Raw genomic sequence first — 24,230 nt, 5'->3', positions numbered from 1 at the left:
GTCAACGGTCAGCACCGGTTATTGGAGGATGCATGAGCAACCAACGCGCATTGGTGGGATTTGCGATTTTGATGATCTCCGGTCTCAGTCCAACCGCAACGCAAGCGCAGGATCAGCCGAGCCCCCCAATCTCCTGTCCGGTCGACCATAACCAGTTGACCGACATCCTCAAGAAGAGCGTCAAAGCGTCGGGTGGTCCAAGCAACGGGGGATTTGACAACAATGAGTGGGCGGCCGTCGTCAACCGCCAAGGAATCGTCTGCGCCGTCGCCTACAGCGGCGATAAGGTGGACGATCAATGGCTCGGCAGCCGAGCCATTGCAGCAGAGAAGGCCAATACAGCCAACGCGTTCAGCCTCAAGAACAAGGCCATGGCGAGCGCAAACCTATATGCGGGTGCCCAACCCGGCGGATTTCTGTTCGGCGCGGCACTCAGCAATCCGCCTTCACCGGAGGTTATCTATGCCGGTCGGCCCGATGACTTCGGCACCGCGCATGATCCGATGGTCGGCAAGCCCGTGGGCGGTGTGATCGTGTTCGGCGGCGGGCTCGCGCTCTATGACGATCACGGTATCGCCGGTGCGATCGGGGTCAGCGGCGACAGCTCATGTGCGGATCACAATGTCGCTTGGCGCACGCGCCACTATCTCGGGCTTGATCACATTCCGGCGGGCGTCAGCCCCAACATGAAGGACGCCATCATTTACGATATCGGCCCAGACGGCAAAAGCCCATCGGGTTTTGGGCACCCCAAATGCAACGGTAGGGAAGACCAAATCGCAATCGATCTCGGCGCGGGGGTCTCAGGGAACGTCGTGAGATAAGCACTTCGGTTCTGCGGCGTTAGGAACCAACAGCTGAGGCAACCTTTGTACGTTTGCAGTTGGCCCGCGGCGGGGCGCGGACCATGCGTTGCTGTGGAGACGTTTGCATATGCTAGGCCGGGGCATGAGGCGATCGTTGGTCGGAGCGTTGGGCGTCGTCCTGGTCAATGGAACGTTGCTGCCCGCCGCCTCGGCCCAAACCGATCTGATCAGCCGCATGAAGGATCCCGCACAATGGCCGATGGCTGCGCGGGATTATGCCAATACCCGCTACAGCCAACTCGATCAGATCAATGCGGGCAATGCTTCCCGCCTGCAGCTCGCCTGGACATTCTCGGTTGGAGCCGATCGAGGACAGGAAGCGGCCCCCATCGTCATTGATGGCACGATGTATGTGGTCGGACCATATGCGGGCCCATACCCTAACCGCGTGTTCGCGCTCGACGCGACGACAGGCGAGCTGAAATGGTCTTATGCGCCAAAGCCAGAGCCTTCCGCGGCCGGAGTTGCCTGCTGCGACGTGGTCAATCGTGGACTTGCCTTCGACAATGGGAAAGTCTTTCTCAACACGCTCGACAACCACACGGTTGCGATCGATGCCGGCAGCGGCAAGGAACTCTGGCACACGAAGCTTGGAGAGATCAACAAGGGCGAAACGATCACCATGGCGCCGGTGATCGTCAACGGAAAGATCCTGGTCGGCAACAGCGGCGGTGAGATGGGGGTTCGCGGCTGGGTGACCGCGCTGGACGAAAACACCGGCGCCATCGTCTGGCGCGCCTACGCAACAGGGCCGGACAAGGATGTCCTGATCGGCGACGATTTCAAGCCTTTCTACGACAACCTCAAGGGCAAAGACCTCGGCATCAAGAGCTGGCCGGCCGATCGCTGGCAGGTTGGCGGCGGCACAATGTGGGGCTGGATTTCTTACGACCCGGAGTTAAACCTGATCTACTACGGCACCGCGAATCCCAGTCCGTGGAACGCCAACCAGCGCAGCGGCGACAATCTCTGGAGCACCACGATCTTCGCGAGAAGCCCTGACAACGGCCAAGCCAAATGGGCCTATCAGGTGAACCCGCACGACCTGTTCGATCATGACGAAATCAACGAAAACGTTCTTGTCGATCTCGACATCAACGGACAGCCGCGCAAGGTCCTCATCCATCCCGGGCGTAACGGTTACATGTATGTGATGGATCGCACGACCGGCGAAGTGATTTCGGCGGACGCTTACGACTTCATCAACGCTTACAAAGGCGTCGATCTCAAGACAGGGAAGATCATTCCCAATGACGAGAAGACGCCTCTGCTCGGCAAGACCATCGAAAATATCTGTCCTAGCGCGCCTGGCGCCAAGGATTGGCAGCCGAGCGCCTGGTCTCCCCGGACAAGGCTGCTCTATGTCCCGCATCAACATCTGTGCATGAATTTCAAGGCGTCTCAGGTCGGCTATATCGCCGGCACCCCGTATGTCGGTGCTGAAGTCGACATGTTCGCGGGTCCGGGCGGCTACCGTGGCGAGTTCATGGCGTGGGACCCGGTCGCTCGAAAAAAGGTGTGGGAAATTCACGAGAAGCTTCCGATCTGGAGCGGTGCATTGGTTACGGCCGGGGATGTCGCCTTCTACGGCACGATGGATCGTTTGTTCAAAGCCGTCGATGCCAAGGATGGACATGTGCTCTGGCAGTTCAGGGCAGGCTCCGGATTTATCGGTCAGCCGGTTTCGTATCGCGGCTCGGACGGCCAGCAATACATCGCCATTCTTTCAGGCGTCGGTGGTTGGCCAGGGGTGGTGGCGAATGCCGAGGTCGATCCTCGCGTCCGCAACGCCGCGCTTGGCTTCACGGGCGCTACCCAGGACTTGCCGTTCTACACCGCAGGTGGCAGCGAGTTGCTCGTCTTCAAGTTGGGAAATGCAGCGCAGGACAACGATCATGCGCCCGCGCAGTAAGGCGGCGACGGCAGCCCTCGCGACCACGGTCGTCTTGACCAGCCATATCATGGCTGCGTCTGCTACCGAGCTTCGGGTGTGCGCCGACCCAAACAACATGCCCTTTTCCAACAGCGCCGAGCTCGGATTTGAGAACCGGCTTGCGGCCATGATCGCGGACCATCTGGGCAAGCAGGCCTCCTACACCTGGTGGGCGCAGCGCCGAGGCTTTATCCGAAACACCTTGAAAGCCGGAAAATGCGACGTGGTGATGGGCGTGCCCTCGACCTACGATCTGGTCGAGGCGACGATCCCCTATTATCGGTCGACCTACGTCTTCCTGTCGCGCCAGGACCAGCATCTTGATGTCGCTTCCCTGCTCGATCCAAAATTGCGCAAGTTAACGATCGGCGTGCACCTGATCGGCGACGACGGCAACAATGCGCCACCGGCCCAGGCACTCGGCGACCAAGGTATTGTCGACAATGTGCGTGGCTACTCGATCTACGGCGACTATCGCCAGGCAGATCCGCCGGCGCGCTTGCTCGAGGCGGTCGAAAATCGCGAGATCGACGTTGCCGCCGCGTGGGGCCCCCTCGCCGGCTACTTCGCCAAGCTCTCGCCAGTTCCTTTGACCGTCACTCCGATCCAGGACGGCGACCGGTTCGCGCCCCAGCAATTCCAGTTTTCCATCTCGATGGGCGTGCGCAAGGGCGATCACGCTCTGCGCGATCAGCTCAACGCCTTCATCGTCGGGCATCGGGCCGAAATCGCAACCCTGCTGCGCGACTACGGCGTCCCCTTGGTGGAGACACCGGAAACCGCCTCCGGAGGACACTAGATGCCCCTGCCTCCCTTCAGGATTGCTATTGCTCTGCTCATGGTCAGCGCCAGCGGCGGACCATTAATCGGCCAGCAGAGCCTGCCACAATCGCAGGAAGCCGAGAGGCGGACGCTCGCGCCCAGGCCCGATTTTGGCGAGAGTGTCGGCAGCGGCAGACCCGGCGTTTTCATGCAAGTGCCGGTCACCCACCTCTTCCCGGGCGCACAGCCCAGCAGCCCGACCATCAAGAATCCCGTACAGGGAGACCCGCAGGCACTCGAACGGGGCATGACGTATTACGTCAATCTCAACTGCGTCGGATGTCACGCGCCGAATGGCGGCGGCGGCATGGGGCCTGCACTCAGCAATAGTCTATTCATCTACGGCTCACAGCCTGAGAACATCTATCTCTCCATTTACCAGGGCCGGCCGAACGGCATGCCGGCGTGGGGCGGCGTGCTGCCAGACTCCGTGATTTGGGACCTCGTGACCTATATCGGCAAGATCAGCAACGAGCCAAGCCATCAATGGGGCCGAACATTCTCCGCGGGCCCACTGTCGCCAAATGTCGAGCAGGTGCCGTCGGAGCAGGTTTCGACCAGCGATCCCTGGTCGAGCACGAAAGGGTTCAGCTTCGGCCAGAAACCATGAGTGAGACGGAGCGCCCGATGACCTGCTTCTTTGCGGCCCCGGATACGCGTCTTCTGATGATCCTGCTGCTCGGCTCCGTGCTCACCGCCTGCGGTCCGGGCGAAGCTGCCGGCCCCGTCAACTTCGCTGGAGACGCTCGCCACGGTGCCGAGCTGATCGGCCAATACGGTTGCGGCGGTTGTCATGACATTCCCGGTATAGCGGGCGCTGATGGGAACGTCGGCCCACCGCTGCATCGTATCGGCACGCGCACCTATATTGCGGGATTCGTGCGCAATTCCCCCGAGAATATGGCGTTCTGGATTCGGGATCCGCAGAAGGTCCTGCCAGGCAACGCCATGCCGAGCATGGGCATTCCGCAGAATGATGCACGAGATATTACCGCCTACCTATACACGCTGAAATAGCCCGCTCGAGCAAGTAAGGACGCGGCCGCGTTGACGAAGCTCGGCGATAGGACGTGTAAGCTTAGATAAAGGGCTTCCCGCCTGTGACGGCAATCGTCGTGCCGGAGGTGTAGCTCGAAAGAGGATCGGCCAGCATGACGTAGGCCGTTGCGAGCTCCGCCGGCTGCCCGGCGCGTTTCATGGGTACTTGTTGACCGAACTTCTCGACTGCCTCCTCCGGCATCGTGGATGGAATAAGAGGAGTCCAGATCGGACCCGGAGCAACCGCATTGGCACGAATGCCCTTCTCCGCCAACATTTGGGCAAGTCCACCAGTGAAGTTCTGGATCGCGCCCTTTGTCGTCGCGTAGGCAAGCAGGGTTGGGTTCGGCATGTCGGAATTGACCGAAGCCGTGTTGATGATTGCACTTCCCGGTTTCATGCAAGCCACAGCAGCCTTGGTCAAATAGAACATCGCGTGGATGTTTGTCTCGAATGTTCGCTGCCATTCTTCGTCGCTGATGTCGCCGATGTCTTTGAACGTCGCCTGGTGCGCTGCATTGTTGACCAGGATATCGAGCCCGCCAAGTTGCTCTACAGTCCGGCGAACGATGCTGCGGCAATGTTCGGCGCTGCGAATGTCGCCCGGGATCAGAACGACCTTGCGGCCTTCCCGTTCGATCAGATCCCCTACCTCAGCGGCATCCTCATGCTCATCCAGGTAGGCGATGACGACATCCGCTCCCTCGCGCGCGTAGGCGATCGCAACCGCCCGCCCGATGCCACTGTCCCCGCCCGTGATGATTGCCTTCTTGCCGGCGAGACGGCCGGCGCCCCGGTAGGTCTCCTCGCCATGGTCAGGCCGAGGGTTCATCGCTTTGGTTGAACCAGGCATCGGTTGCTTTTGCGACGGGTATGGTGGCGTGGGATAATTGGTCATGTCAGGCTCCGACTATTCGGTGCCCAACTTGCACCGCCCGCAAGGTGTTCCTGCACTCTGACGGCGAATCTCCGGGAGTGCCGGCCGCGCCCTGTGCGGACTTAGGAACACCACCAGGAGCGTGACGTTCATTCAGATGATCTGGAGGATTGATTATGCACACTAGAACACTTGCCATTGCTTCCATTGCCGCCGTACTACTGACCATTGGCTCTGCACTGCCCGCCGCGGCGCAGGACCGCTACTGCCTGCAAGGCCGCATCTGGGGATATCCAGGTAATTGCCAGTTTGCGAGCTACCGGCAGTGCATGGCCAGCGCGTCCGGTACAAACGCCTATTGCGGCATCAATCCTCGTTACGCATACGCACGCGGTGGACGCCCCTATCGGTAGGGAGCCGATGGGCAGCATCTCGCGCCGCTGAGATTAAGGACGTATGGCGTAGCTGTTGAACAACCATCTCGGCCCAGAGTGTGGGAACTTTTTTCCCGAAATCGGGTTCTGCGTTCGGGAGCGGAAGATGACCAAGGCGGACATTACAGAGCCCTTCTTGAAGAGATTGCGGGTCAGCACCGAGATCGACGAAGAGGACGAGCGTGCGATCCGCAATCTCCCCATGTCCGTCAAACGGATGGCGGGCGGCGAACCGATCGTATCCTTGGGGGATCGGCCATCGGCGTGTTGTCTGGTCGTCGATGGATTTGTTCTGCGGTCCAAGATCGTTGGCACCGGGCACCGCCAAATCCTCGCATTTCACCAGCCAGGCGACGTCCCCGATCTGCAGAGCCTTTTTCTTCACGTCATGGATCACGATGTAAGCGCGCTGGGCAACTCCGTCCTGGGCTTTATTCCTCATGCGCCGTTACGCGAGCTCATCAAGCGCCGGCCGAATGTCGCCCAGGCGCTTTGGCGCGACACCCTGACCGATGCCTCGGTATTCCGCGAATGGATCTGCAATGTCGGCCAGCGGGATGCAACGAGCCGCGTGGCACACCTCGTACTCGAGCTCTACACCAGGCTGACGGCAATTGGACGCGCGGATGGTCGGTCCTACAGCTTTCCAGCAACTCAAGCGCTGCTTGCTGACGCCGTAGGAACGAGCGTGGTCCATATGAACCGAGTGGTGCAGGAACTACGCAGCAAAGGTTTGCTCGATTTCGACAGAGGCCGCATTACCCTGCTGGACGAAGCCAGATTGAGGGAGATAGCCGACTTTGACGGGCTCTACCTTCACTTGGATCCCTCGCTCTGACATGCGTTACTATTTCGACATTCGGGATGACTTCCTTGCCGTGTCCGATGGCGAGGGAGCCGAGTATGCCAGCGTCGAAGCCGCAAGGAAGGAAGCTATTGTCACGGTAACGTCCATAGCCAGGGACGTGTTCACGTCAAGGGGATCGCAGGTGACTGTGACCGTAAGAAGTGAGGACGGGCCATTGTTTGAAATGACTGTAACGCTTGGCCGGAAAGAGTTTGGTTGAAGCCCCGCTTGGCTCAGAACCAGCATGCCCGCTGCACAGTCGGCATAGGCGCCAGGCTTGCGATGCAAGCTGGCTTACTTTGCGTGTGTGGCGGAGACGCAAGGAGGCTATGAGGGTTCGATGGTCAACTGCCGTTCAAGGTTCGCCGCGGTATCGGCGCAACGGAGTCTCTTGAGGAGCTCTTCCTTCTCTCTTCCATCAGGCGCCGCATCTGCTTGTTTGCGGACCTTCTCGGAAAATTCCGCGATTCGCTCTTGAAGCGAGGTCGTTTGCTTGAAGCGTCGTCGTTGCATTGCTGTCCTCACGCATATTCCACCGCAAGGCTACATCCCCGGCATCTTTGAGGTCACCTACATAGGTTAATGCGTCGCAGCCAAAGCCGGCTCTGACTGGTCAATGGCGTGATTGCCCTAGCGGCGGCCTCCCACGCCGGTGGCGAATCCGGGATCAGCCTAAGTGGCGCGCTCGTCAAGAGCGACGCCTCGAGACCATCGAGGAGTCGTCGCTCCTCCTCGATCGGGTCGCGACAGATTTCGCGTCTCGGTCTTAGCGACTGCAGCTGGAGTGCGGCTGGTCGATCAAGCAGCGGACTAATGTTTCCGTGTCTCTACCTCGAAAGAAAACCTGACTTGCATCACCGGCCCGGCATCATCGCGAACCTCGATCGCCATGCGGTGTCCGTTACGAACCAGAGGAGTGCTATGCACTGCGTCCCGAGCCATGTCAGCCAGGGATATCGCTGCCTCCGCTTGAACAGCTCCAATGTCCGGCAATTCCAGCCCTTCTTCATCTACGGCGAGCTTGTCGCCGTCGCGGAGATCGAAATAGAAACGCGGCATCACCGGGCATCTCCCTCGCTCTTTTGTGAGCATAAGCAGTGACCGGACATCCGTTCCTATGTTCGATGCAAATATCGGAAGACGCCAGGAAGTTCCGCCAGGTTCAAAGCAGGACTGGGGTTCCCTGTTCCGTCCAGCCGGCGCGTCCACAGCGTTCGGTCAGCTTCACAGGAACGTCCCATCAGCGCTTTCGTTGGCGCATCATGCGAGACGACTTGACTTACAAGACGCCGCCGCCCGAAGAAAAAATGAGCCCGGTTCTCGAACGAAATATTCGGGCGCTTGTTGAGCGACGCCGTCGTGAGCAGGCCGGGGCAACTGTCCAACAGAAGCTGGCAGATGCTATCACTGCTTTTGCTGGAAGCATGACATTCGTCTACCTGCATCTCGCGGCGTTCGGATTCTGGATCGTGGCCAATCTGGGGTGGATTCCCGGATTGATGGCGTGGGATCCTAGTTTCGTCGTCCTTGGCATGATCGCGTCCGTCGAAGCGATCTTTCTTTCGACGTTCGTGCTGATTTCCCAGAACCGAATGGCGGGCGAGGCTGACAAGAGAGCAGATCTCGATCTGCAGATCAGTCTCTTGACCGAGCACGAACTCACAAAGGTCGCGGACGTGCTCAATCAAATCGCATACAGGCTTCAAATCGAATCCAGCTCGCAGGACGATCTCGACGAGGCGGCCCGCAGCGTCGCTCCAGAGCGCGTGCTGGACAGGATCGAGGAGACGAGCAGACGTTGAGGCGGCGCGGCAATTCCGATGATGCCCCTGACCCTACCGCCACATTGTCGGGGCATCCGAGAGGGCCTTTCGGGCGACTGCTGTCAGACTTTCGACCGAGGTTTCGCCGCGGTTGGCGGATTCGAAGAGCTTCGATGCCACGTGGGCTCTGGTAGCGGCTTCATCGCCGGACACGGCTCCACAAACCTCATCAAGGATCGTCCGCAACAAGGCGGCTGTTTGGGCGTCAAACATCGTGCTCCCCCATTGTCGAGCCGATTATGCATCGAAACGGCAAGTTCTGGATTCGCACATGTTAAAGTCCGGCCCAAAGAGGCCGGTCTTGGCCCGCTAGGCCCGCTCCCGTCCCTCGCTCACCGGGGCAGCGCATAAGCGATCAGTTCGTCGCCAATCGGCGTCTCCATAAAGTGATGGCCGCCGGCCATGATGACGAGATACTGCCTCCCGTTCGCTTCATAAACCATCGGCGTCGCCTGTCCCCCGGCCGGCAGCTTGTCGGTCCAGAGTGTCTTGCCGGTCTCCAGATCAATCGCCCGGATCAAATTGTCGGTGGCCGCGGCAATGAAGATGAGCCCGCCCGCCGTGATCACCGCACCCCCATTGTTCGGTGTGCCGATCGTGATCGGCAGCATGGAGGGGATGCCAAACGGGCCATTGGTACGTGCCTCGCCAAGCGGCCGATCCCACAGGGTCTTGCCGGACTTCAAATCGATCGCCCGGATGCCGCCGTAAGGTGGCTGTTTGCAGAGCAGCCCCGTTCCGGGCAGCCGCCAACCGGCGTTTACGTTGATGGCGTAGGGCGCCCCGGCCTGCGGATCGCCGGCGCCCTCGGCACCGCCGATCCGACCGCGGGCCTGATCGCGTGGCGCCCAGCCGAGCCGGTTGGCCTCCTCGCGCGGCACGAGCCGGTTATAGTTCGGCATGTCGTTGTAATTGGCAATGATGAGGCCGCGCGTCGGGTCGATCGCCACGCCGCCCCAATCGGAGCCGCCGTTATACCCGGGATATTCGATGTAATGGGGGTTCTCAGTCGGCGGCGTGAAGATGCCCTTGTAGCTCGCCTGCTTGAACTCGATGCGGCAGATCATCTGGTCGATCGGCGACATGCCCCACATGTCCTTCTCCTGGAGATCGGGCTTGGCCAGGGTATGGTAGAGCGAGAACGGTTGGGTCTTTGCCCGCAACTGTGGCTCGACGCCGCCTTGCGGCACCGGGCGCTCTTCGACGCCGACCAGAGGCTGCCCGGTCTTGCGATCGAGGACGAAGATATCGCCGCGCTTGCTCGGCAGCACGAGCGCCGGCACATTCCCGTGATCCGTCGGGAAATCGACCAGCGAGGCCTGCGAGCCCAGATCGTAGTCCCAGACGTCGTTGTGTACGGTCTGGAAGTGCCAGGCGACCTTGCCGGTTGCAACATCGATGGCGACGAGCGAGGTGCCGAATTCCTTCTCGCGATCGGAACGGCTGCCGCTCCAATAATCCACCGCCGAGATGCCGAGCGGCAGATAGACGAGACCGAGCTGCTCGTCGCCGGACGCCGTGGTCCACATGTTCGGCGTTCCGCGCGTATAGGTCTGTCCGGTCGGCGGAACCGCCGGCGCATCAGGCTTGACCATGTCCCAGGCCCATTTGATCTCGCCCGTCGTCGCATCGTAGCCCTGGATGACCCCGGACGGCGCGTCGCGCTTCTGGCCGTCCAGCACCTGATGGCCGGTCACGATTACACCTCGCACAATGGTCGGCGCCGAGGTGATCGAGTACATGCCGGGATCGTGCTCGCCGATGCCGATCGTGGTATCGACCTCGCCGCCATGTCCAAACTCCTGGCAGCGTTCGCCGGTCTTCGCATCGATGGCGATGATGCGGGCGTCGAGCGTTCCTTCGATGATGCGCGTTGCACATGGTTTCGACGCGTCCGCATTCGGCACAGCGAAATATGACACGCCGCGGCAGGCTGCCGTGTAGGGAATGCTTGCGTCGGCCACCTGCGGATCGAAACGCCAACGCTGCTTGCCGGTCACCGGATCGACGGCGATGACGATATCCTTCGGCGTGCAGACATAGAGCAGGTCAGCGACCTTAATCGGCGTGTTCTCGGCGCCGTACGTTCCCTTGGTCGCCTGGATCGGGAGGTCACCGGTATGGAGGTCCCAAGCCCGCCGCAGCGCGCCCACATTGTCACGATTGATCTGGTTCAATGGCGAATATCGCCGGGCACTGAACGAGCCGCCATAGGCGGGCCAATCGGCGCCCGCCTTAAGCGTCGATGGATCGGTCATGCTCATGTCTGCGCGCGACCCCGGCGTGGCCGCGGCCTGGGCCGTGCCGAGATGCGGGGCTATGAACATCGCGGTCGCGAGCAAGAGCAGGCAGATCGACGCTACGGCGAATACGGTAGCCCGGGCGGGTCGATACGGTACCAGCGTCGGACTGACGGCGATGGTGAGCACGAGCAGCACGGCAGGCCCGATCAGACGCGGCACCAGCGCCCAGCCATTGGTCCCAACTTCCCACCATGCCCAGATCAGCGTCGCCAGAAAAACCGCGAGATAGAGGAAGGCGCCCTCCGGCCGCCGGCCCAGCAGCAGACAGCCGGAAACAGTGAGGCCAATTCCGGCCGGCAGATAGTATAGCGATCCACCCAGCGCAATCAGCCAGACCCCGCCGACTGCCAGCACGAGACCGATGACGATCATGACAATGCCAAGCAGCGGAGCCGCCCAGCGTGAAGCGGTTGTACGAAAATTTGGCATGGCGGGACCTTGAACAGCCGGTGTTGATCAATCCGTTCAAGCCAGCGCCTTCAGCGAGGTTCCTAACCGCGGCGCGCCGATGTAGTCGGCCCCTCAAATCCGCGTGACGGCGATCATGCTCGGAAGTCCGGATTGCCAGGACATTCAGCCGTTCCGTGCCCGCCGCAGGGCAGCGTCGAGCTTCATTCTATGCTGTTGCCACTGCGCCCTCTCGGCTTGCGCTTGCGCATCGATTACAGAAAGGCCCGGAGTATACCGGGCCATTGTCGTTACCAATATCCATATGGCCGATAATAGGAGCGATAATATCGCGGTCCATAATATCCAGGTCCATAATACGCATAGCGATCTGGTCTGTAGTATCCGTAGGGACCGGGATAGTAGCCGGGTCCATAGTAGTAGGGCGACGCAGCAGCAGCGGCTCCGAAGGCCAAAGCGCCAGCAGCAAGTCCCAAGCCAAGACCGGGGCCACCCCACCCTCCGTGCCAGCCACCACCACGCCAGCGAGCCTCGGCTGGCGCCACGGTCGCGGCGGAAATCGCGGCTATCGCAAAAGCCGCAAGAACGAGTTTTCGCATCACTGTCCTCCTGATTGATGTGATCGAGTCACAATCCAAAGCGGGCTGACGTGTTCCTAAGCGGGTCTTTCCGATTGATGTTGAGTTCAGCAGACCCCCGTCGAGAACTGGAGGAGCAAGAGAAGTGCAGCAAAGCAGGCAGCCTTACTTGTTCACTTCTGCTTCTCTTCCCTTGTCGAAGTATGAGACGAGGAGTTGTCCGTTTGCCTAAGCGGGATATCCGGGATCAACATCCTTGGGCGTCTTCTTGTCGCGCTGAGGCGTCATCTTCGCCGGGGTCTCCTTGTTTGGAACACCACGTGGACCCAGCTCCTCCCGCTGAATGTCGTCTTCTGAGCGCTCAGGCTCTCGCCCGTTGATTGGCTGGTCCGGCATCATTCATCATGGCCCTTTTGTCGAGGTCGCCGATTGACGAGGATTTGCCTCGCCGACAAGTCTGGTCATCGCTGTTCCTGCCCGGCAAGTAAGGAGGGCTTGGACTTCGGATCTAGTAAAATGACGAACTCCCGGCAGGGCTCGCAAATGAACATCTTTTCCGAATGGGTCATCGGCTTGTCGCAACGCGGGCAATTCATCTTCCGAGACTCCGAGCTGATTTCATGAAGGGGCTGAGGCCCTCGGTGTTTCTTTCAGGTTAGCGCTCGTGCCGCTCAAAAGTCCTTTGTGCCGCAATCCGGCGCCCGACGAAATATCCTATGATAAGGATCGGTCGTGGCAGGGTTCGAAAATAATCAAGTCATGGTCCAAGACCTGAAAATGCAAACTCTGCAAGCCCGGAATCTCCCCTCGCATGTGCAGGGAACTGATCCGAGAAGCAGTTGATCAGCCGCTTGTGCCTGGGGACAGGAGCTGCTGGGATAGTAGCTGATGGCAAAAAGTAGAATGCCAACCAGCCTTGCATCTGCTCGTGCGCATCATCGTTTTTACTTGTCCAGATCATGAATGATGGGCCGTAGGTGGCCGCCCTCGTCCAGATCGAGCGTTGCCAATGTGATCGGCAGTTTGAAGCGCCTCGGCCCCGCGCTCCCCGGATTCAAGAAAAGTACTCCGTCGATCAAGTTGATCCGCGCCCGATGCGAATGGCCTGATATCACCGCGTTCACACCAGATCCTGCAGGGTCGATCTTCAGCGCCTGGAGATCGTGGAGGAGGTAGAAGCAATGGGTACCGAGGTGCACCGTTTCAGTTTCAGGATATCGCCTCGCCCAATCGCCAACGTCGACGTTTCCCCTGATGGCTGTGACGGGTGCTATTCGGCGGAGCCCTTCCAAAACCGCCGGCGCGCCAATATCGCCGGCGTGGATGATGTGCGACACTCCCGCAAGAGAGCGTTCGGCCTCGGTCCTCAGAAGACCGTGCGTGTCCGAGATCACTCCGATCCTCAGCACCATGTCAAGCCAGGGCTCCTATGTAGAGTTCAGTGAAGGACATCCAGTGGCACTTTCCCGATCTCCTCACCCTCCTGGTTTGTGACGAGGATAGAGAAGTGACGATTCCTGAGTTGGGGTCGCTCCGCAAGAAGTCTCCTTGCGATCTCCTCAGCAACATCCAAAGCGACTATGTCGTCAGGCAAATCAGCGCCCCCCTCGTCCGCAACGGTCTTCGAATCAACTAAATTGAAATGATAGCGCGGCACATCCATTTCCTTGAAATCTCGTGCAGAAACGCAGAATCGCAACATTTCGTTCCGGACAGCGTGCGCGCGAGAGGGTCTTACGCTCGACCTGAGCTGGAACCGGTTGCTGACCAGCACATTGCTGGATTCCACATCGACATTTTCAAGTTGGACGTGATCGGCGACGTGCTTGGTGGGTGCATGGTTGATGCTGCCCTTCATCATCTCCCGCTCGGCGCCTCAATTGCCCGGATAGCGTCACGCGAGCGCCGCCGCGCCGCGAAGCCGGGTGCGCGACAGATTCAGCAGCCATGACCAGATCGACCTCAAGGGAGGAAGGAAGCGGCGGCGCAGGTGCAAGGCCATCGACAAAAAGAGATTGGGTTGCGTCGATAACCCGCCAGCAATCATCCAGCACGTTGGAAGAGATGTTTGGATCGGACGCGGAACCAATGTTCGCGTGTTCAGGTGCGGATGCGGCGAGCAAAGCTGGACCGAAGACAAGGACTAGCCGTTTCTGGGGCCTTTCGCTCGACCGCAACACGGTCGGCGGGACATTTAAGTTGACGGAATGAACGAGAGGTGAAGGTGACAATCATTATTTCGACATCGGACGGCTACACCATCGGCGCCAGCTTTGTGTGCTGCTCCGCAAAAATTTGCGACGATGCGATTTTTGAATTTTCTCACACGGGGAAGCTCCTCCCGGCATTGCTCACGCTCACCAAAAGGATCCAGCAGGCGAGCCTGCCGCGGGGTCTCAGGGTTGTAGCAGCGACAGCAGACGTTGACGCTCCTGTTGAAGTCGCCGCTGGTCGGTGCGCATCCGTTCGAGTTCGCCCTCGGCCTTGCTCGTATCCTGGTTCTGCCGTTTCAAGTCGACAACGAGGGCCTCCTGCTCCGCGAGCTGCCGCTCGCCTTCGACAACTTCGCGCTCGACCTGCCTTAGCTCGTCCATGAGGGGTTCATTGTACATTATCGCACGCGCTGCCAATTAGTGATCGCCCGCCATCACCTCTAATCACCAAGTTCAAAGCTGCGTTCCTCACTACAGTGGCGAACGCATAAGATTGTCTACCAACGCCACACCAGGACTCTCTGGTGCTCCTTCTTCCCGATCAGGAACGCTGCCGCCTGTTCGTCACGCCAAGGGGAGCGGTTACGGATGGCAGCTTTCTTTGCAGGATTGAAACCGCCTTCGACGCACGGCTAAACCCCCTTTCTGCAATAATGTGCGCTGCTTCGCGAGCGTCAGCGCATCTATGGGGCCGCTGCGGACGCAGCCTCGTCGCCGCCTGCATTGTCGCGATGCGCCCTGCCGTCATTGGGGTTCGCCGTTCTGTTCCAGGCGGCGCGCTCCTGTTCCGCACGCGGAACCACGATTGGGCTTGCAGTAAAATCGGTAGCCTGCTGTCATCATTCACCGGGCAGCGGGTTTGTATCCTTAGCTGTTTTATCCCGGGGCTGGATTGCTTCGAACCTGACGACGTGCTGCGCTCCTACTAATTTCTGAACGTGAAGCGCGTGCCGATCGTGTTCGGCCCGGGCCGGCGTTCCGACCTCCGGCGCGCGCTTCCTCTATTTCAGGGGACCGGACGGCATGATCTTCGAATATTCCGTCGGTGTCGACGAGGTCGCGGATGAGGCGACGCACCGCGCACGGCAATTCGGCTTCGAGCCGACCAGCTTCTGCATGTGGGGCTCCAAACCCGCCGGCATGAGCCGGCCGAGCAAATAGACGGGATCAAGAGAACCGGCGACTGCGAAGTTGTACTTCACTATGGATCTGGGGTTGAGAGGCCGCAGGGCCGTCGTGTGCGCCGCCAGCCGGGGTTTGGGCAAGGCGTCCGCTGACGTCACGACCAGTGAAGGTCGCGAGGCCATTCTCGCGGCCTGCCGCGATCCCGACATTCTCGTCAACAACGCCGGCGAACCACCGCCCGGCGATTTCAGGAATTTCGGGCGCAACGACTGGATCAAGGCGATCGACGGCAACATGCTGGCGCCGATCGCGCTGATCAAGGCCTCGGTCGATGGCATGATCGCGCGCAAGTTCGTCGTATCGTCAACATCACCTCCCACGCGGTGAAGGCGCCGGTCGCGATGCTTGCGCTGTCGAATGGCGCCCGTACCGGCCTGACCGGCTTCGCCGCGGGTCTGGCGCGCTCCATTGCCGAGCACAATGTGACCCTCAACAATCTCCTTCCCGGCACGTTCGACACCGATCGCTTGAAATCCAACCTCGCAGCGCTCACCAACAATTCGTCGCGCGATGTAACTGAAGTGACCGAGGAGATCAGAACCGGCAATCCGGCCAGGCGCTTCGGCCATCCGGACGAGTTCGTTACCTGCGCGTTCCTCTGCTCGGCACATGCCGGCTACATCACCGGGCAAAAACATCCTGATCGACAGCGGCGTCTATCCAGGCACGATTTGATCCCTCTCAATACAAGAATGGCGGCTGCCTCTTGTTCGTAGCATGCAAAGAGCGCCGAACCGAAACTGCACCCAAAGTTTGTTCTGCTCCTGCGGAAACTCACGAAATATTGGGGTAGCGCCCGTATCAGCAACACGGGCGCAAATCTTCGCAGGCCGTGTCCGGCCTTTCCTATTTCTACGCCACCACCGCCGATTTCCGCACGAGCGTTCGGTACCTCTTCTCCAAACCAAGATATTCGGATTTGATGAGCTCGCACCTCGGTCGGTCAGAGCGGTGCGGGGGATACTACAGCGTATCAAGCGACACGCGAAACAGTCGATCGGAAAGCGAGCATCAGAACGGGTAAAGCAGCCCATTTGTCAGAATGAAATCTGACCCTTCCGCTAAGTCTATGAAAAGGCTGGAGCGGGTGAAGGGAATCGAACCCTCGTATTCAGCTTGGAAGGCTGCTGCTCTACCATTGAGCTACACCCGCGACACCGGCTCCCTAACACGGCCGGGCGGCGGTCTCAACTGCCCCCAGGAACGCTTTCGCCGGCTTTCCGGCCCTTGCGCACAGGGTGCGGTTCCGCCCCGCCCTCCGCCCCTTAACAGCGGCGGCCTTCCGGCCTATACTGAGGTCTCCCGCAATCAACGAAAGGAGGTGATCCAGTGTCTTTTACCAAGCGCTGTCACCTCGCTGGGATCGCCCGCTAAGCTCTCAATAAGGGCTTGGCATCGGGGCGCTCTCAGCCCTGGACCAGCGAGCAAGAAATCGGGCGCGACGGGGGTCTCCCCGCCGCGCCTTTTCTTTTGTCTTTTCGAAATTTTTCTCGGAAGGGTGAGCCCTCGCCGCAGGTGCTCGCGCTCGGCGTGGCTCAGAAGCCGAAGATAGCGAGCACGGACGGGCGCTTGCCGCGGCGGCTCTCGACGATGCGCTCCCCGCCACTCTCGACCGAGCTGCCGTAATAACGATGATGGCCGGCCTGGTCGTGCAGATCGGCAGATTCGGACTTCCCAGCCCGCCGCGCGTCGCAGATGATCTTGATGGTCTGCCCCGACATTGCCGCCTCCGATGAGCCTCAACTGTTCTTGTGGCCATCAGTCGCCTCTTCTGCGGACGGCGTTCACCCCGCAAAGCGGCAATCGGGTTTCAGCGCCGTTTCGTCGCACACGCCGCGACGCAATATCTTGAGGTCGGCCGTTGTCGGTGTCGGCAGCGACCATACGTCCTTCGGGACGTCCGCCCAAAAAACGAACGAGGTGAAGATGCTTTATGCGATCCTGGCTTACCATGTCGAAGGTGAGATTTTGTCGTGGTCCGCGGCAGAGGACGCCGCGGTCGTCGCCAAAGTCATCGAAGTTCAGGCGCCCTTGAGGGCAAGCGGACACCTTGGGCCGGCCGCCCGTCTGGATGACACCCACAAGGCCCGCACCTTGCGTGGCCCCGGCGCCGGCATCGTGCTGGACGGCCCATTCGCAGAGACCAAGGAGCAGCTGCTGGGCTTCCACCTCGTCAACTACGACACGGATGAAGAAGCGATCGCGGCGGCGCGGAAGCTGCGTGAGGTCAATCCGAGCGCGGTCTACGAAATCCGACCGGTCAAGCTTTACGTGCCTGCCGATGGGTTCGGCGCGACAACGACCAAGGGTTGAAGCACAGCGGCGCCGTCAGGTCCTGCCGTCCGTCGCCGCATCCATGCGGCGGCGGATCAGAAGTCCGCCAAAGGCCAGGAACCAGAAATAGGTCGCATATTGCGGGGCCACCGCCGCCACTGCAGTCCCCGGCAGGAACACGGCCAGTGGAAACAAAGCTGCGATGAGCTGGTAGCGGAAGCCACTCATCACGAGCCACCACAGTGTGGCATTCAAGCCGGCGATGACGGTGAGATGCAGGCCAAACAGCACGGCCACGGCGCTACTACTGCCGTAATTCCCGTAAAGGCCGTTGGTCACCGGCAGGAGCACGATCGACAGCAGGAACATCAGATTGAGGAGCACGATGTGACGGCCTGCTTCCGGCTGGCGGGCAAGCCGGCGGTGATGGCTGATCCAGAACACGCCTGCGATGATGAAGCTCAGGATCAGGCCGGTCACGCGGCCGGAATAAAGCTGAGCGAGATCGCTCCAGGTCGGCATGGCCTTGAACTCGCCCGCCTTGGGCAGATCATTGGCGAGCAGCGTCATCGCGACACCAAAAATGGTGTTGCTCAGCGATTCCAGCCGGCGCATCTCGAAAAGGTCGGGCGTGGGATCGGCCATCTCTGCAAAACCGTCCAGATTGGAACTTGAGCTACCCTCTCCCCTAAATCCTTGGGCGACTCGCGTCCAGCTACATTGCGATTCGCCCGGGGATCGTTGATTCTGCAGGCTTCATCGGGGCGATTCGTGACAACCTATCTGGACACGCTCAATGCGGAGCAGCGCCGCGCCGTAGAGCATGGCGTGGCCGATGGCGTGACCGTGGGCGCCCCCCTGCTCGTCATTGCCGGCGCCGGTTCCGGCAAGACCAATACGCTCGCCCACCGCGTCGCGCATCTGATCGTCGCCGGCGCCGATCCGCGCCGCATCCTGCTGATGACGTTTTCCCGCCGCGCCGCCGCCGAGATGGCCGGCCGGGTCGAGCGCATCTCCCGAAAAGTGCTGGGCGAGAACAACGCCGCGATCATGCGCGACGCGCTGACCTGGGCCGGCACCTTCCACGGCATCGGGGCGCGGCTGTTGCGCGAATATGCCGAGCGCATCGGGCTCGATCCCGCCTTCACCATCCATGATCGCGAGGATTCCGCCGACCTGATGAATCTGGTCCGGCACGAACGCGGGTTGTCGAAGACCGAGAGCCGCTTCCCGGCCAAGGGCACGTGCCTGTCGATCTACTCGCGCTGCGTCAATGCCGAGATGGAGATCGAGAAGGTGTTGGGAGCGCATTATCCCTGGTGCGCGGGCTGGGCGGCCGAATTGAAGGGCTTGTTCGCCGCTTACGTGGAGGCCAAGCAGACCCAGCACGTGCTCGACTACGACGACCTCCTGCTCTACTGGTCGCAGATGATGAGCGACGCGCTGATCGCCGACGAGATCGGCGGCCGCTTCGATCACGTCCTGGTCGACGAATATCAGGACACCAACCGCCTGCAATCCTCGATCCTGCTGGCGCTGAAGCCTGATGGACGCGGGCTCACCGTCGTCGGCGACGACGCGCAGTCGATCTATTCGTTCCGCGCCGCGACCGTGCGCAACATCCTGGATTTCCCGCAAAGCTTCTCGCCGCGCGCGGAGATGATCACGCTCGACCGCAACTACCGCTCGACGCAGCCGGTGCTGGCGGCGGCGAACGGCGTCATTGGCCTTGCGCGCGAGCGCTTCACCAAGAATCTCTGGACCGACCGCACCTCCTCGCAGAAGCCGCAGCTCGTCACCGTGCATGACGAGGCCGACCAGGCCCGTTACATCGTCGAGCAGGTGCTGGCCAATCGCGAGCAAGGCGCGCTGCTCAAGCACCAGGCGGTGCTGTTCCGCACCTCCTCGCATTCCGGCCCGCTCGAGATCGAGCTGACGCGCCGCAATATCCCCTTCGTCAAGTTCGGCGGGCTGAAATTCCTCGACGCTGCACACGTCAAGGACGTGCTGGCGCTGCTGCGCTTTGCCGAGAACCCGCGCGACCGCGTCGCTGGTTTTCGCATCCTGCATCTGTTGCCGGGCATCGGACCAGCGACCGCACAGCGCGTGCTGGACCAGATGGCCGAGAGCATGGACCCGCTGCATGCTCTCGGCCAGCTTCCGGTGCCGCCGCGCACCGGTGCTGACTGGACGGGCTTCGTCCGCACGGTCGAAAACTTGCGCTACTCGGAATGGCCGGCCGATCTCGAGCGCGTGCGTCTGTGGTACGAGCCGCATCTCGACCGCATCCACGAAGATTCCGAGACGCGCCGCGCCGATCTGATGCAGCTCGAACAGATCGCGAGCGGCTATTCATCGCGCGAAAAATTCCTGACCGAGCTCACGCTGGATCCGCCAGATGCGACCAGCGACAAGTCAGGTCCGCCTCTCCGCGACGAGGACTATCTGATCCTCTCCACCATCCATTCCGCCAAGGGCCAGGAATGGAAGTCGGTGTTCGTGCTCAACGTCGTCGACGGCTGCATGCCCTCTGATCTCGGCGCCGGCACCTCGGCCGAGCTCGAGGAGGAGCGCCGCCTGCTTTACGTCGCGATGACGCGCGCCAAGGACGATCTGCATCTCATCGTGCCGCAGCGTTTCTTCGTCCATGGCCAGCAAGCCGGGGGTGACCGCCACGTCTACGCCTCACGCACCCGCTTCATCCCGGAGCAGCTGGTCTATCTGTTCGAGCGCGCCGCCTGGCCGAAGGCCGCCGCAGCTGGCGCACGCGCCGCATCGCAGGGTCCGAAGATCGACATCGGCGCTCGGATGCGGGGGATGTGGCGCTAGACACAAGAGCTTCGCCTCAGGACCTGTCAGGATCATCGCAACAGAGAGGTCCGACATGAAAGCCGTCGTCGTCGAGCAATACGCCCCCGTTGATCAGATCCCGCTGAAGGAAGTTCCCTCTCCGAGCATGCAGCCCGGGCAGCTGCGCATCCGGGTGGAGGCGGCGGGCATCGGCTTTGTCGACGGCTTGAAGATCGAGGGGCGCTATCAGACCAAGGATCCGCTGCCCTTCATTCCCGGGACGGAGTTCGCGGGCGTTGTTGAGGAGGCTCCCGGCGCACCGGGAGGCTTTCAACCCGGCATGCGCGTGATGGGCATGACGCGATCAGGCGCGCTTGCCGAAGAGATCGTCGTCAAGCCCGAAGCAGTCTATCCCTTGCCGGACGGTGTCGCGGCCGAAGTCGCCGCCTCGTTTCGTGCCAATTATTTGACAGCGCTCTATGCGCTGAGCGCGCGTGCCACCTTGGGCCCGGGCGAGTAGCTTCTCGTGCTGGGCGCGGCCGGTGGCGTCGGAATCGCGGCCGTGCAAATCGGCAAGCTGCTCGGCGCCCGCGTGATCGCAGCCGCGTCAACGCCGGAGAAGCGCGAGTTCGCACGGGCGCACGGCGCCGACGCTGACATCGACTACACGCAGACCGGCTGGCGCGATACGCTGAAGGAATTGACCGGAGGACACGGCGCCGACGTGATCTTTGATCCCGTTGGAGGCGAAATCTCGGTGCAGGCCTTTCGCTCCATCGCCTGGCGCGGACGCCATCTCGTGGTCGGCTTTGCCGCGGGCGCGATCCCCGCACTGCCGTTCAATCTGCCACTGCTCAAAGGCGGCGCCCTGCTCGGCGTCGACCTCGCCCAAATTCCAACGCGGGAGCCTGAGGTGCAGCAGCGCCTGATGTCGGAGCTGATCGGCTGGCTCGCCCAGGGCAAGCTGAAGCCCGCGGTCGGCCGCGTCTTCGCGCTCGAAGACTTCCGCGAAGCCTTCAAGACGATGCAGACGCGCGCGGCGCTCGGCAAGATGGTCGTACGCATGTCGAAGTAGGACGCACAAACGGAAACCGAGCATTTCCGAAAGCCGCCTTGTGACTTGGTTGCCGTCCATTAAATCTGGTCGATCCTCCCTACAGAGACCTGATCGATGACCGCACCGCTCGAATTCGGACTGGATACCTTTGGCGACGTCACCAAGGACGCAACAGGCAGCATGCTTCCGCATGCGCAGGTGATCCGTAACGTCGTCGACGAGGCGGTGCTGGCCGACGAGCTCGGACTCGACTTCATTGGGCTCGGCGAGCATCACCGCGCCGATTTCGCGATCTCGTCGCCCGAAACCGTGCTCGCCGCAATCGCATCGCGCACCAAGCGCATTCATCTCGGCTCAGCCGTGACGGTGCTGAGTTCGGACGATCCCATCCGCGTGTTCCAGCGCTTCGCGACGCTGGATGCGGTTTCGAACGGACGCGCCGAGGTGATCCTCGGCCGCGGATCGTTTACGGAATCCTTTCCGCTGTTCGGCTTCGACCTGCGCAAATACGAAGAGCTGTTCGAGGAGAAGCTCGATCTGTTTGCCGCATTGCTGTCGCAGAAGCCGGTGAGCTGGGAAGGCAAGCTGCGTCCACCGCTGAAGGACCAACTGGTCTACCCGCCGGTCGAAAACGGCACGCTGAAGACTTGGATCGGTGTTGGCGGCAGTCCGCAATCAGTGGTGCGCGCCGCACATTACGACTTGCCCCTGATGCTTGCCATCATCGGCGGCGATCCCGAACGCTTCGCGCCCTACGTCGATCTCTATCACCGCGCCTTCAAGGAGTTCGGCCGCCCCGCGCAGCCGATCGGCGTGCACTCCCCCGGCTATGTCGCCGAGACCGACGAACAGGCCCGCGAAGAGCTGTGGCCCGACTACAAGGCCATGCGCGACCGCATCGGCCGCGAGCGCGGCTGGCCCCCGATGGGCCGCGACGAATTCGTCAGCGAAGCCGAGCACGGCTCACTCTATGTCGGCTCGCCGGAAACGGTGGCGCGCAAGATCGCCAAGACGGCGAAGGCGCTCGGCATTGCGCGGTTTCAGCTGAAATATTCGGCGGGGCCGTTGCCGCATGGGAAGCTGATGACGAGCATCGAGCTCTACGGGCGGAAAGTGGTGCCGATGGTGCGGGAGATGCTGGGGTAAGGCGAAAGTCCGTCTTCGCTTTCGCTGCGCTCAAGCTATGCCGGACATGCTTGGCACTGACGGGCTACGCTCGGCTGCGCCATGCGCCCGTCAGTGCGAAGCATGGTGGGGGAGGCAGGACTCGAACCTGCGAAGCCATGAGGCGGCTGATTTACAGTCAGGCATCTTGTAGTTTCGGCAACTACCGCCAAGCCCCACATGCGTCAAAAAATCTCATTCTATTCAATAACATCACCCTCTATTGGTAGCTGACGACATCCCAGGAAATACCGCTACAGCTAGGTATTTGTTGGGGCTTGGAGTGGGGCTCAGAAAGGGGGCGCTAGTGAAAAAACCGCTGACTGCGTTGGCGATCGAACACGCAAAGCCGCGAGCGAAGCGCTACGCCCTGCCGGACGTGGGGCATCCCGGCCTGCGCGTGTTGGTGTATCCGTCTGGGGCGCGGACGTTCGTCTACAGGTTCCGACGTGGCGAGAAGGAAGACGCGCAAGACGTGACTGTCGTACTCGGTCCGGCCAGCGGACCCGGAGCGCTTACGCTGGCGCAGGCCCGTGATGCGGCCGGCGACGCACGACGGCAACGTGCGATCGGTGCGGACCCCGCCGACCAGAAGCGCGCTACTCGCCGGGCAGAAGCTGCCCGGATTGCGGCCGAGGAGCAGGAAGCCCGACGCCGCGAGGATACGGTCGCAAACGTGCTGGCTCGCTACTACGCCGACCACGCCGATGGATTGAAGTCCGGCCAGGAGGTACGGCGAGTTCTCGGCAGGGAACTGAAAGGCTGGGCCAAGAGGCGGGTGGATGACATCCGGCGCAGCGACGCAATCCGGGTACTCGACACGGTCAAGGCGCGTGCGCCGATCCAGTCGAAGCGGCTGCGAGCCTATGGGCGGCATTTCTTCCAATGGTGCATTACCAAGGAACTGGTCGAAAAGAACCCGTTCGACGGAACTGCGGTCGTCAAGGAAGTCCCTCGGGATCGAGTCCTCACTGATGATGAATTGCGGCTCGTGCTGCGGGCAATCGACCGGCTCGAATGGCCCCGGCGTCAATTCGTCCATCTGCTCTTGCTGTCGGCGCAGCGGTTGAACGAAGTCGGCGACATGGAATGGTCCGAACTCGACCTGATCGGCGAAGCGCCGACATGGACGCTCCCAGGCGTTCGCGCGAAGAACGGTCGAGCACACGCCGTTCCCCTCGCCCCAATCGCCGTTGAGATTCTGAGCACCATGGACCGAGTCAAGGACTCGCCGCGTGTGTTCGCGTCATTCTCTGCCGCCCATGCGAAAACACGCGTTGACGAAGTGATGCTTGAGATCGCGCGCGAGGATGCAGTGGCGCGCGGCGTTGATCCTGACGCGGTTACAATCGAGCCATGGCGACTCCACGATCTTCGCCGCACTGCGGCCACCACCATGCCGCGACTGGGCGTAGACGTCGTGACGATTGAACGGGTGCTGAACCATCAGATGCGCGGCGTGATGGCTGTTTATCAACGGCATTCGTTCGCTCAAGAGAAGCGCCACGCGCTCAACCTATGGGCGGATTTCCTCGCCAATCTCTCGGCGGCACGCGAATCGAATATCGTGAAGTTCAAGGTGGGCGCGTGATCAATGGCGAAGCTGCCCACAAAGGCC

Annotated in this window: 22 protein-coding genes, 1 tRNA gene and 2 pseudogenes; 17 read left to right on the top strand and 8 right to left on the bottom strand. The window is 61.2% G+C overall.

Annotated features, from left to right (window positions below; genetic code table 11):
• The first annotated feature begins 71 nt into the window (after window positions 1-71).
• From FXB40_RS36610 to FXB40_RS36590, 5 genes are all read left to right on the top strand, one after another.
• Window positions 72-824, top strand: a complete 753-nt coding sequence (locus tag FXB40_RS36610; protein WP_148777203.1) for a heme-binding protein — start codon at window positions 72-74, stop codon at window positions 822-824.
• A gap of 124 nt (window positions 825-948) precedes the next feature.
• Entirely contained in the window at window positions 949-2,778 is a 1,830-nt protein-coding gene (locus FXB40_RS36605; protein WP_148777140.1) for a PQQ-dependent dehydrogenase, methanol/ethanol family, read from the top strand.
• 49 nt (window positions 2,779-2,827) lie between these two features.
• Entirely contained in the window at window positions 2,828-3,598 is a 771-nt protein-coding gene (locus FXB40_RS36600; protein ID WP_148777202.1) for a substrate-binding domain-containing protein, read from the top strand.
• Window positions 3,599-4,231 (top strand): c-type cytochrome, encoded by a 633-nt coding sequence (locus FXB40_RS36595; protein WP_148777139.1) that lies wholly within the window; start codon window positions 3,599-3,601, stop codon window positions 4,229-4,231.
• A gap of 17 nt (window positions 4,232-4,248) precedes the next feature.
• On the top strand, window positions 4,249-4,638 hold the full coding sequence (locus FXB40_RS36590; RefSeq protein ID WP_246208198.1) for a c-type cytochrome: 390 nt from the start codon (window positions 4,249-4,251) through the stop codon (window positions 4,636-4,638).
• A 61-nt stretch (window positions 4,639-4,699) separates the two neighbouring features.
• Here FXB40_RS36590 and FXB40_RS36585 read toward each other — a convergent pair whose 3' ends face one another.
• Window positions 4,700-5,557 carry an SDR family oxidoreductase gene (locus FXB40_RS36585; RefSeq protein ID WP_148777138.1) on the bottom strand — a complete coding sequence of 286 codons (858 nt, stop codon included), beginning with the start codon at window positions 5,555-5,557 and terminating at the stop codon, window positions 4,700-4,702.
• 155 nt (window positions 5,558-5,712) lie between these two features.
• Between FXB40_RS36585 and FXB40_RS36580 the strand changes: the two genes are divergently transcribed.
• The 3 genes from FXB40_RS36580 (at window position 5,713) to FXB40_RS36570 (ending at window position 7,037) form a co-directional block, all read left to right on the top strand.
• Complete coding sequence (locus FXB40_RS36580; RefSeq protein ID WP_148777137.1) at window positions 5,713-5,949, top strand: DUF3551 domain-containing protein; 237 nt, start codon at window positions 5,713-5,715, stop codon at window positions 5,947-5,949.
• A gap of 127 nt (window positions 5,950-6,076) precedes the next feature.
• Entirely contained in the window at window positions 6,077-6,808 is a 732-nt protein-coding gene (locus tag FXB40_RS36575) for a Crp/Fnr family transcriptional regulator (RefSeq protein ID WP_148777136.1), read from the top strand.
• Window position 6,809: 1 nt separating this feature from the next.
• Window positions 6,810-7,037 (top strand): DUF6894 family protein, encoded by a 228-nt coding sequence (locus FXB40_RS36570; protein ID WP_148777135.1) that lies wholly within the window; start codon window positions 6,810-6,812, stop codon window positions 7,035-7,037.
• Between the two features lie 590 nt (window positions 7,038-7,627).
• Here FXB40_RS36570 and FXB40_RS36560 read toward each other — a convergent pair.
• Window positions 7,628-7,876 (bottom strand): DUF6894 family protein, encoded by a 249-nt coding sequence (locus FXB40_RS36560; protein ID WP_148777133.1) that lies wholly within the window; start codon window positions 7,874-7,876, stop codon window positions 7,628-7,630.
• A 203-nt stretch (window positions 7,877-8,079) separates the two neighbouring features.
• On the opposite strand from FXB40_RS36560, the gene FXB40_RS36555 reads away from it, so the two are divergent.
• On the top strand, window positions 8,080-8,619 hold the full coding sequence (locus FXB40_RS36555) for a DUF1003 domain-containing protein (RefSeq protein ID WP_148777132.1): 540 nt from the start codon (window positions 8,080-8,082) through the stop codon (window positions 8,617-8,619).
• Between the two features lie 353 nt (window positions 8,620-8,972).
• On the opposite strand, the gene FXB40_RS36545 is transcribed toward FXB40_RS36555, so the two are convergent.
• The 3 genes from FXB40_RS36545 to FXB40_RS49555 form a co-directional block, all read right to left on the bottom strand.
• Window positions 8,973-11,315 carry a membrane-bound PQQ-dependent dehydrogenase, glucose/quinate/shikimate family gene (locus tag FXB40_RS36545; RefSeq protein WP_148777130.1) on the bottom strand — a complete coding sequence of 781 codons (2,343 nt, stop codon included), beginning with the start codon at window positions 11,313-11,315 and terminating at the stop codon, window positions 8,973-8,975.
• 1,558 nt (window positions 11,316-12,873) lie between these two features.
• Entirely contained in the window at window positions 12,874-13,341 is a 468-nt protein-coding gene (locus FXB40_RS36535) for a metallophosphoesterase family protein (protein ID WP_148777128.1), read from the bottom strand.
• Between the two features lie 26 nt (window positions 13,342-13,367).
• The gene (locus FXB40_RS49555; RefSeq protein ID WP_246208196.1) at window positions 13,368-13,790 is read right to left on the bottom strand and encodes a DUF6894 family protein; all 423 of its coding nucleotides are present in this window, start codon (window positions 13,788-13,790) and stop codon (window positions 13,368-13,370) included.
• Between the two features lie 562 nt (window positions 13,791-14,352).
• Here FXB40_RS49555 and FXB40_RS48345 point away from each other — a divergent pair.
• The 3 genes and pseudogenes from FXB40_RS48345 (at window position 14,353) to FXB40_RS36520 (ending at window position 16,002) form a co-directional block, all read left to right on the top strand.
• The gene (locus tag FXB40_RS48345; RefSeq protein WP_187437403.1) at window positions 14,353-14,514 is read left to right on the top strand and encodes a hypothetical protein; all 162 of its coding nucleotides are present in this window, start codon (window positions 14,353-14,355) and stop codon (window positions 14,512-14,514) included.
• A 651-nt stretch (window positions 14,515-15,165) separates the two neighbouring features.
• Window positions 15,166-15,303: a VOC family protein gene (locus FXB40_RS48340; protein WP_187437402.1), complete on the top strand. Its 138-nt coding sequence runs from the start codon at window positions 15,166-15,168 to the stop codon at window positions 15,301-15,303.
• 42 nt (window positions 15,304-15,345) lie between these two features.
• Window positions 15,346-16,002: pseudogene (locus FXB40_RS36520) on the top strand (SDR family oxidoreductase).
• Between the two features lie 404 nt (window positions 16,003-16,406).
• Here FXB40_RS36520 and FXB40_RS36515 read toward each other — a convergent pair.
• Both FXB40_RS36515 and FXB40_RS36510 read right to left on the bottom strand, forming a co-directional pair.
• A tRNA-Gly gene (locus FXB40_RS36515) sits at window positions 16,407-16,480 on the bottom strand.
• A 382-nt stretch (window positions 16,481-16,862) separates the two neighbouring features.
• Entirely contained in the window at window positions 16,863-17,048 is a 186-nt protein-coding gene (locus FXB40_RS36510; protein ID WP_148777126.1) for a hypothetical protein, read from the bottom strand.
• A gap of 205 nt (window positions 17,049-17,253) precedes the next feature.
• On the opposite strand from FXB40_RS36510, the gene FXB40_RS36505 reads away from it, so the two are divergent.
• Window positions 17,254-17,640: a YciI family protein gene (locus tag FXB40_RS36505; RefSeq protein WP_148777125.1), complete on the top strand. Its 387-nt coding sequence runs from the start codon at window positions 17,254-17,256 to the stop codon at window positions 17,638-17,640.
• A 15-nt stretch (window positions 17,641-17,655) separates the two neighbouring features.
• Here FXB40_RS36505 and FXB40_RS36500 read toward each other — a convergent pair whose 3' ends face one another.
• The gene (locus FXB40_RS36500) at window positions 17,656-18,246 is read right to left on the bottom strand and encodes a TMEM175 family protein (protein WP_148777124.1); all 591 of its coding nucleotides are present in this window, start codon (window positions 18,244-18,246) and stop codon (window positions 17,656-17,658) included.
• Window positions 18,247-18,372: 126 nt separating this feature from the next.
• Here FXB40_RS36500 and FXB40_RS36495 point away from each other — a divergent pair, with 126 nt between their 5' ends.
• From FXB40_RS36495 to FXB40_RS36480, 4 genes and pseudogenes are all read left to right on the top strand, one after another.
• Complete coding sequence (locus tag FXB40_RS36495) at window positions 18,373-20,430, top strand: ATP-dependent helicase (protein ID WP_148777123.1); 2,058 nt, start codon at window positions 18,373-18,375, stop codon at window positions 20,428-20,430.
• Between the two features lie 55 nt (window positions 20,431-20,485).
• Window positions 20,486-21,466 (top strand): annotated as a pseudogene (locus FXB40_RS36490) (NADPH:quinone oxidoreductase family protein).
• Window positions 21,467-21,562: 96 nt separating this feature from the next.
• Window positions 21,563-22,594 carry an LLM class flavin-dependent oxidoreductase gene (locus FXB40_RS36485; RefSeq protein ID WP_148777122.1) on the top strand — a complete coding sequence of 344 codons (1,032 nt, stop codon included), beginning with the start codon at window positions 21,563-21,565 and terminating at the stop codon, window positions 22,592-22,594.
• A gap of 325 nt (window positions 22,595-22,919) precedes the next feature.
• Complete coding sequence (locus FXB40_RS36480; RefSeq protein WP_187437401.1) at window positions 22,920-24,203, top strand: tyrosine-type recombinase/integrase; 1,284 nt, start codon at window positions 22,920-22,922, stop codon at window positions 24,201-24,203.
• Window positions 24,204-24,230: the final 27 nt, after the last annotated feature.

Origin of the sequence: Bradyrhizobium rifense (assembly GCF_008123425.1) — a bacterium.
In the GTDB taxonomy this organism is placed as follows: domain Bacteria; phylum Pseudomonadota; class Alphaproteobacteria; order Rhizobiales; family Xanthobacteraceae; genus Bradyrhizobium; species Bradyrhizobium rifense.
Note: the sequence above shows the minus strand (reverse complement) of the source record. Positions and strands in the feature narration are given on the sequence as shown.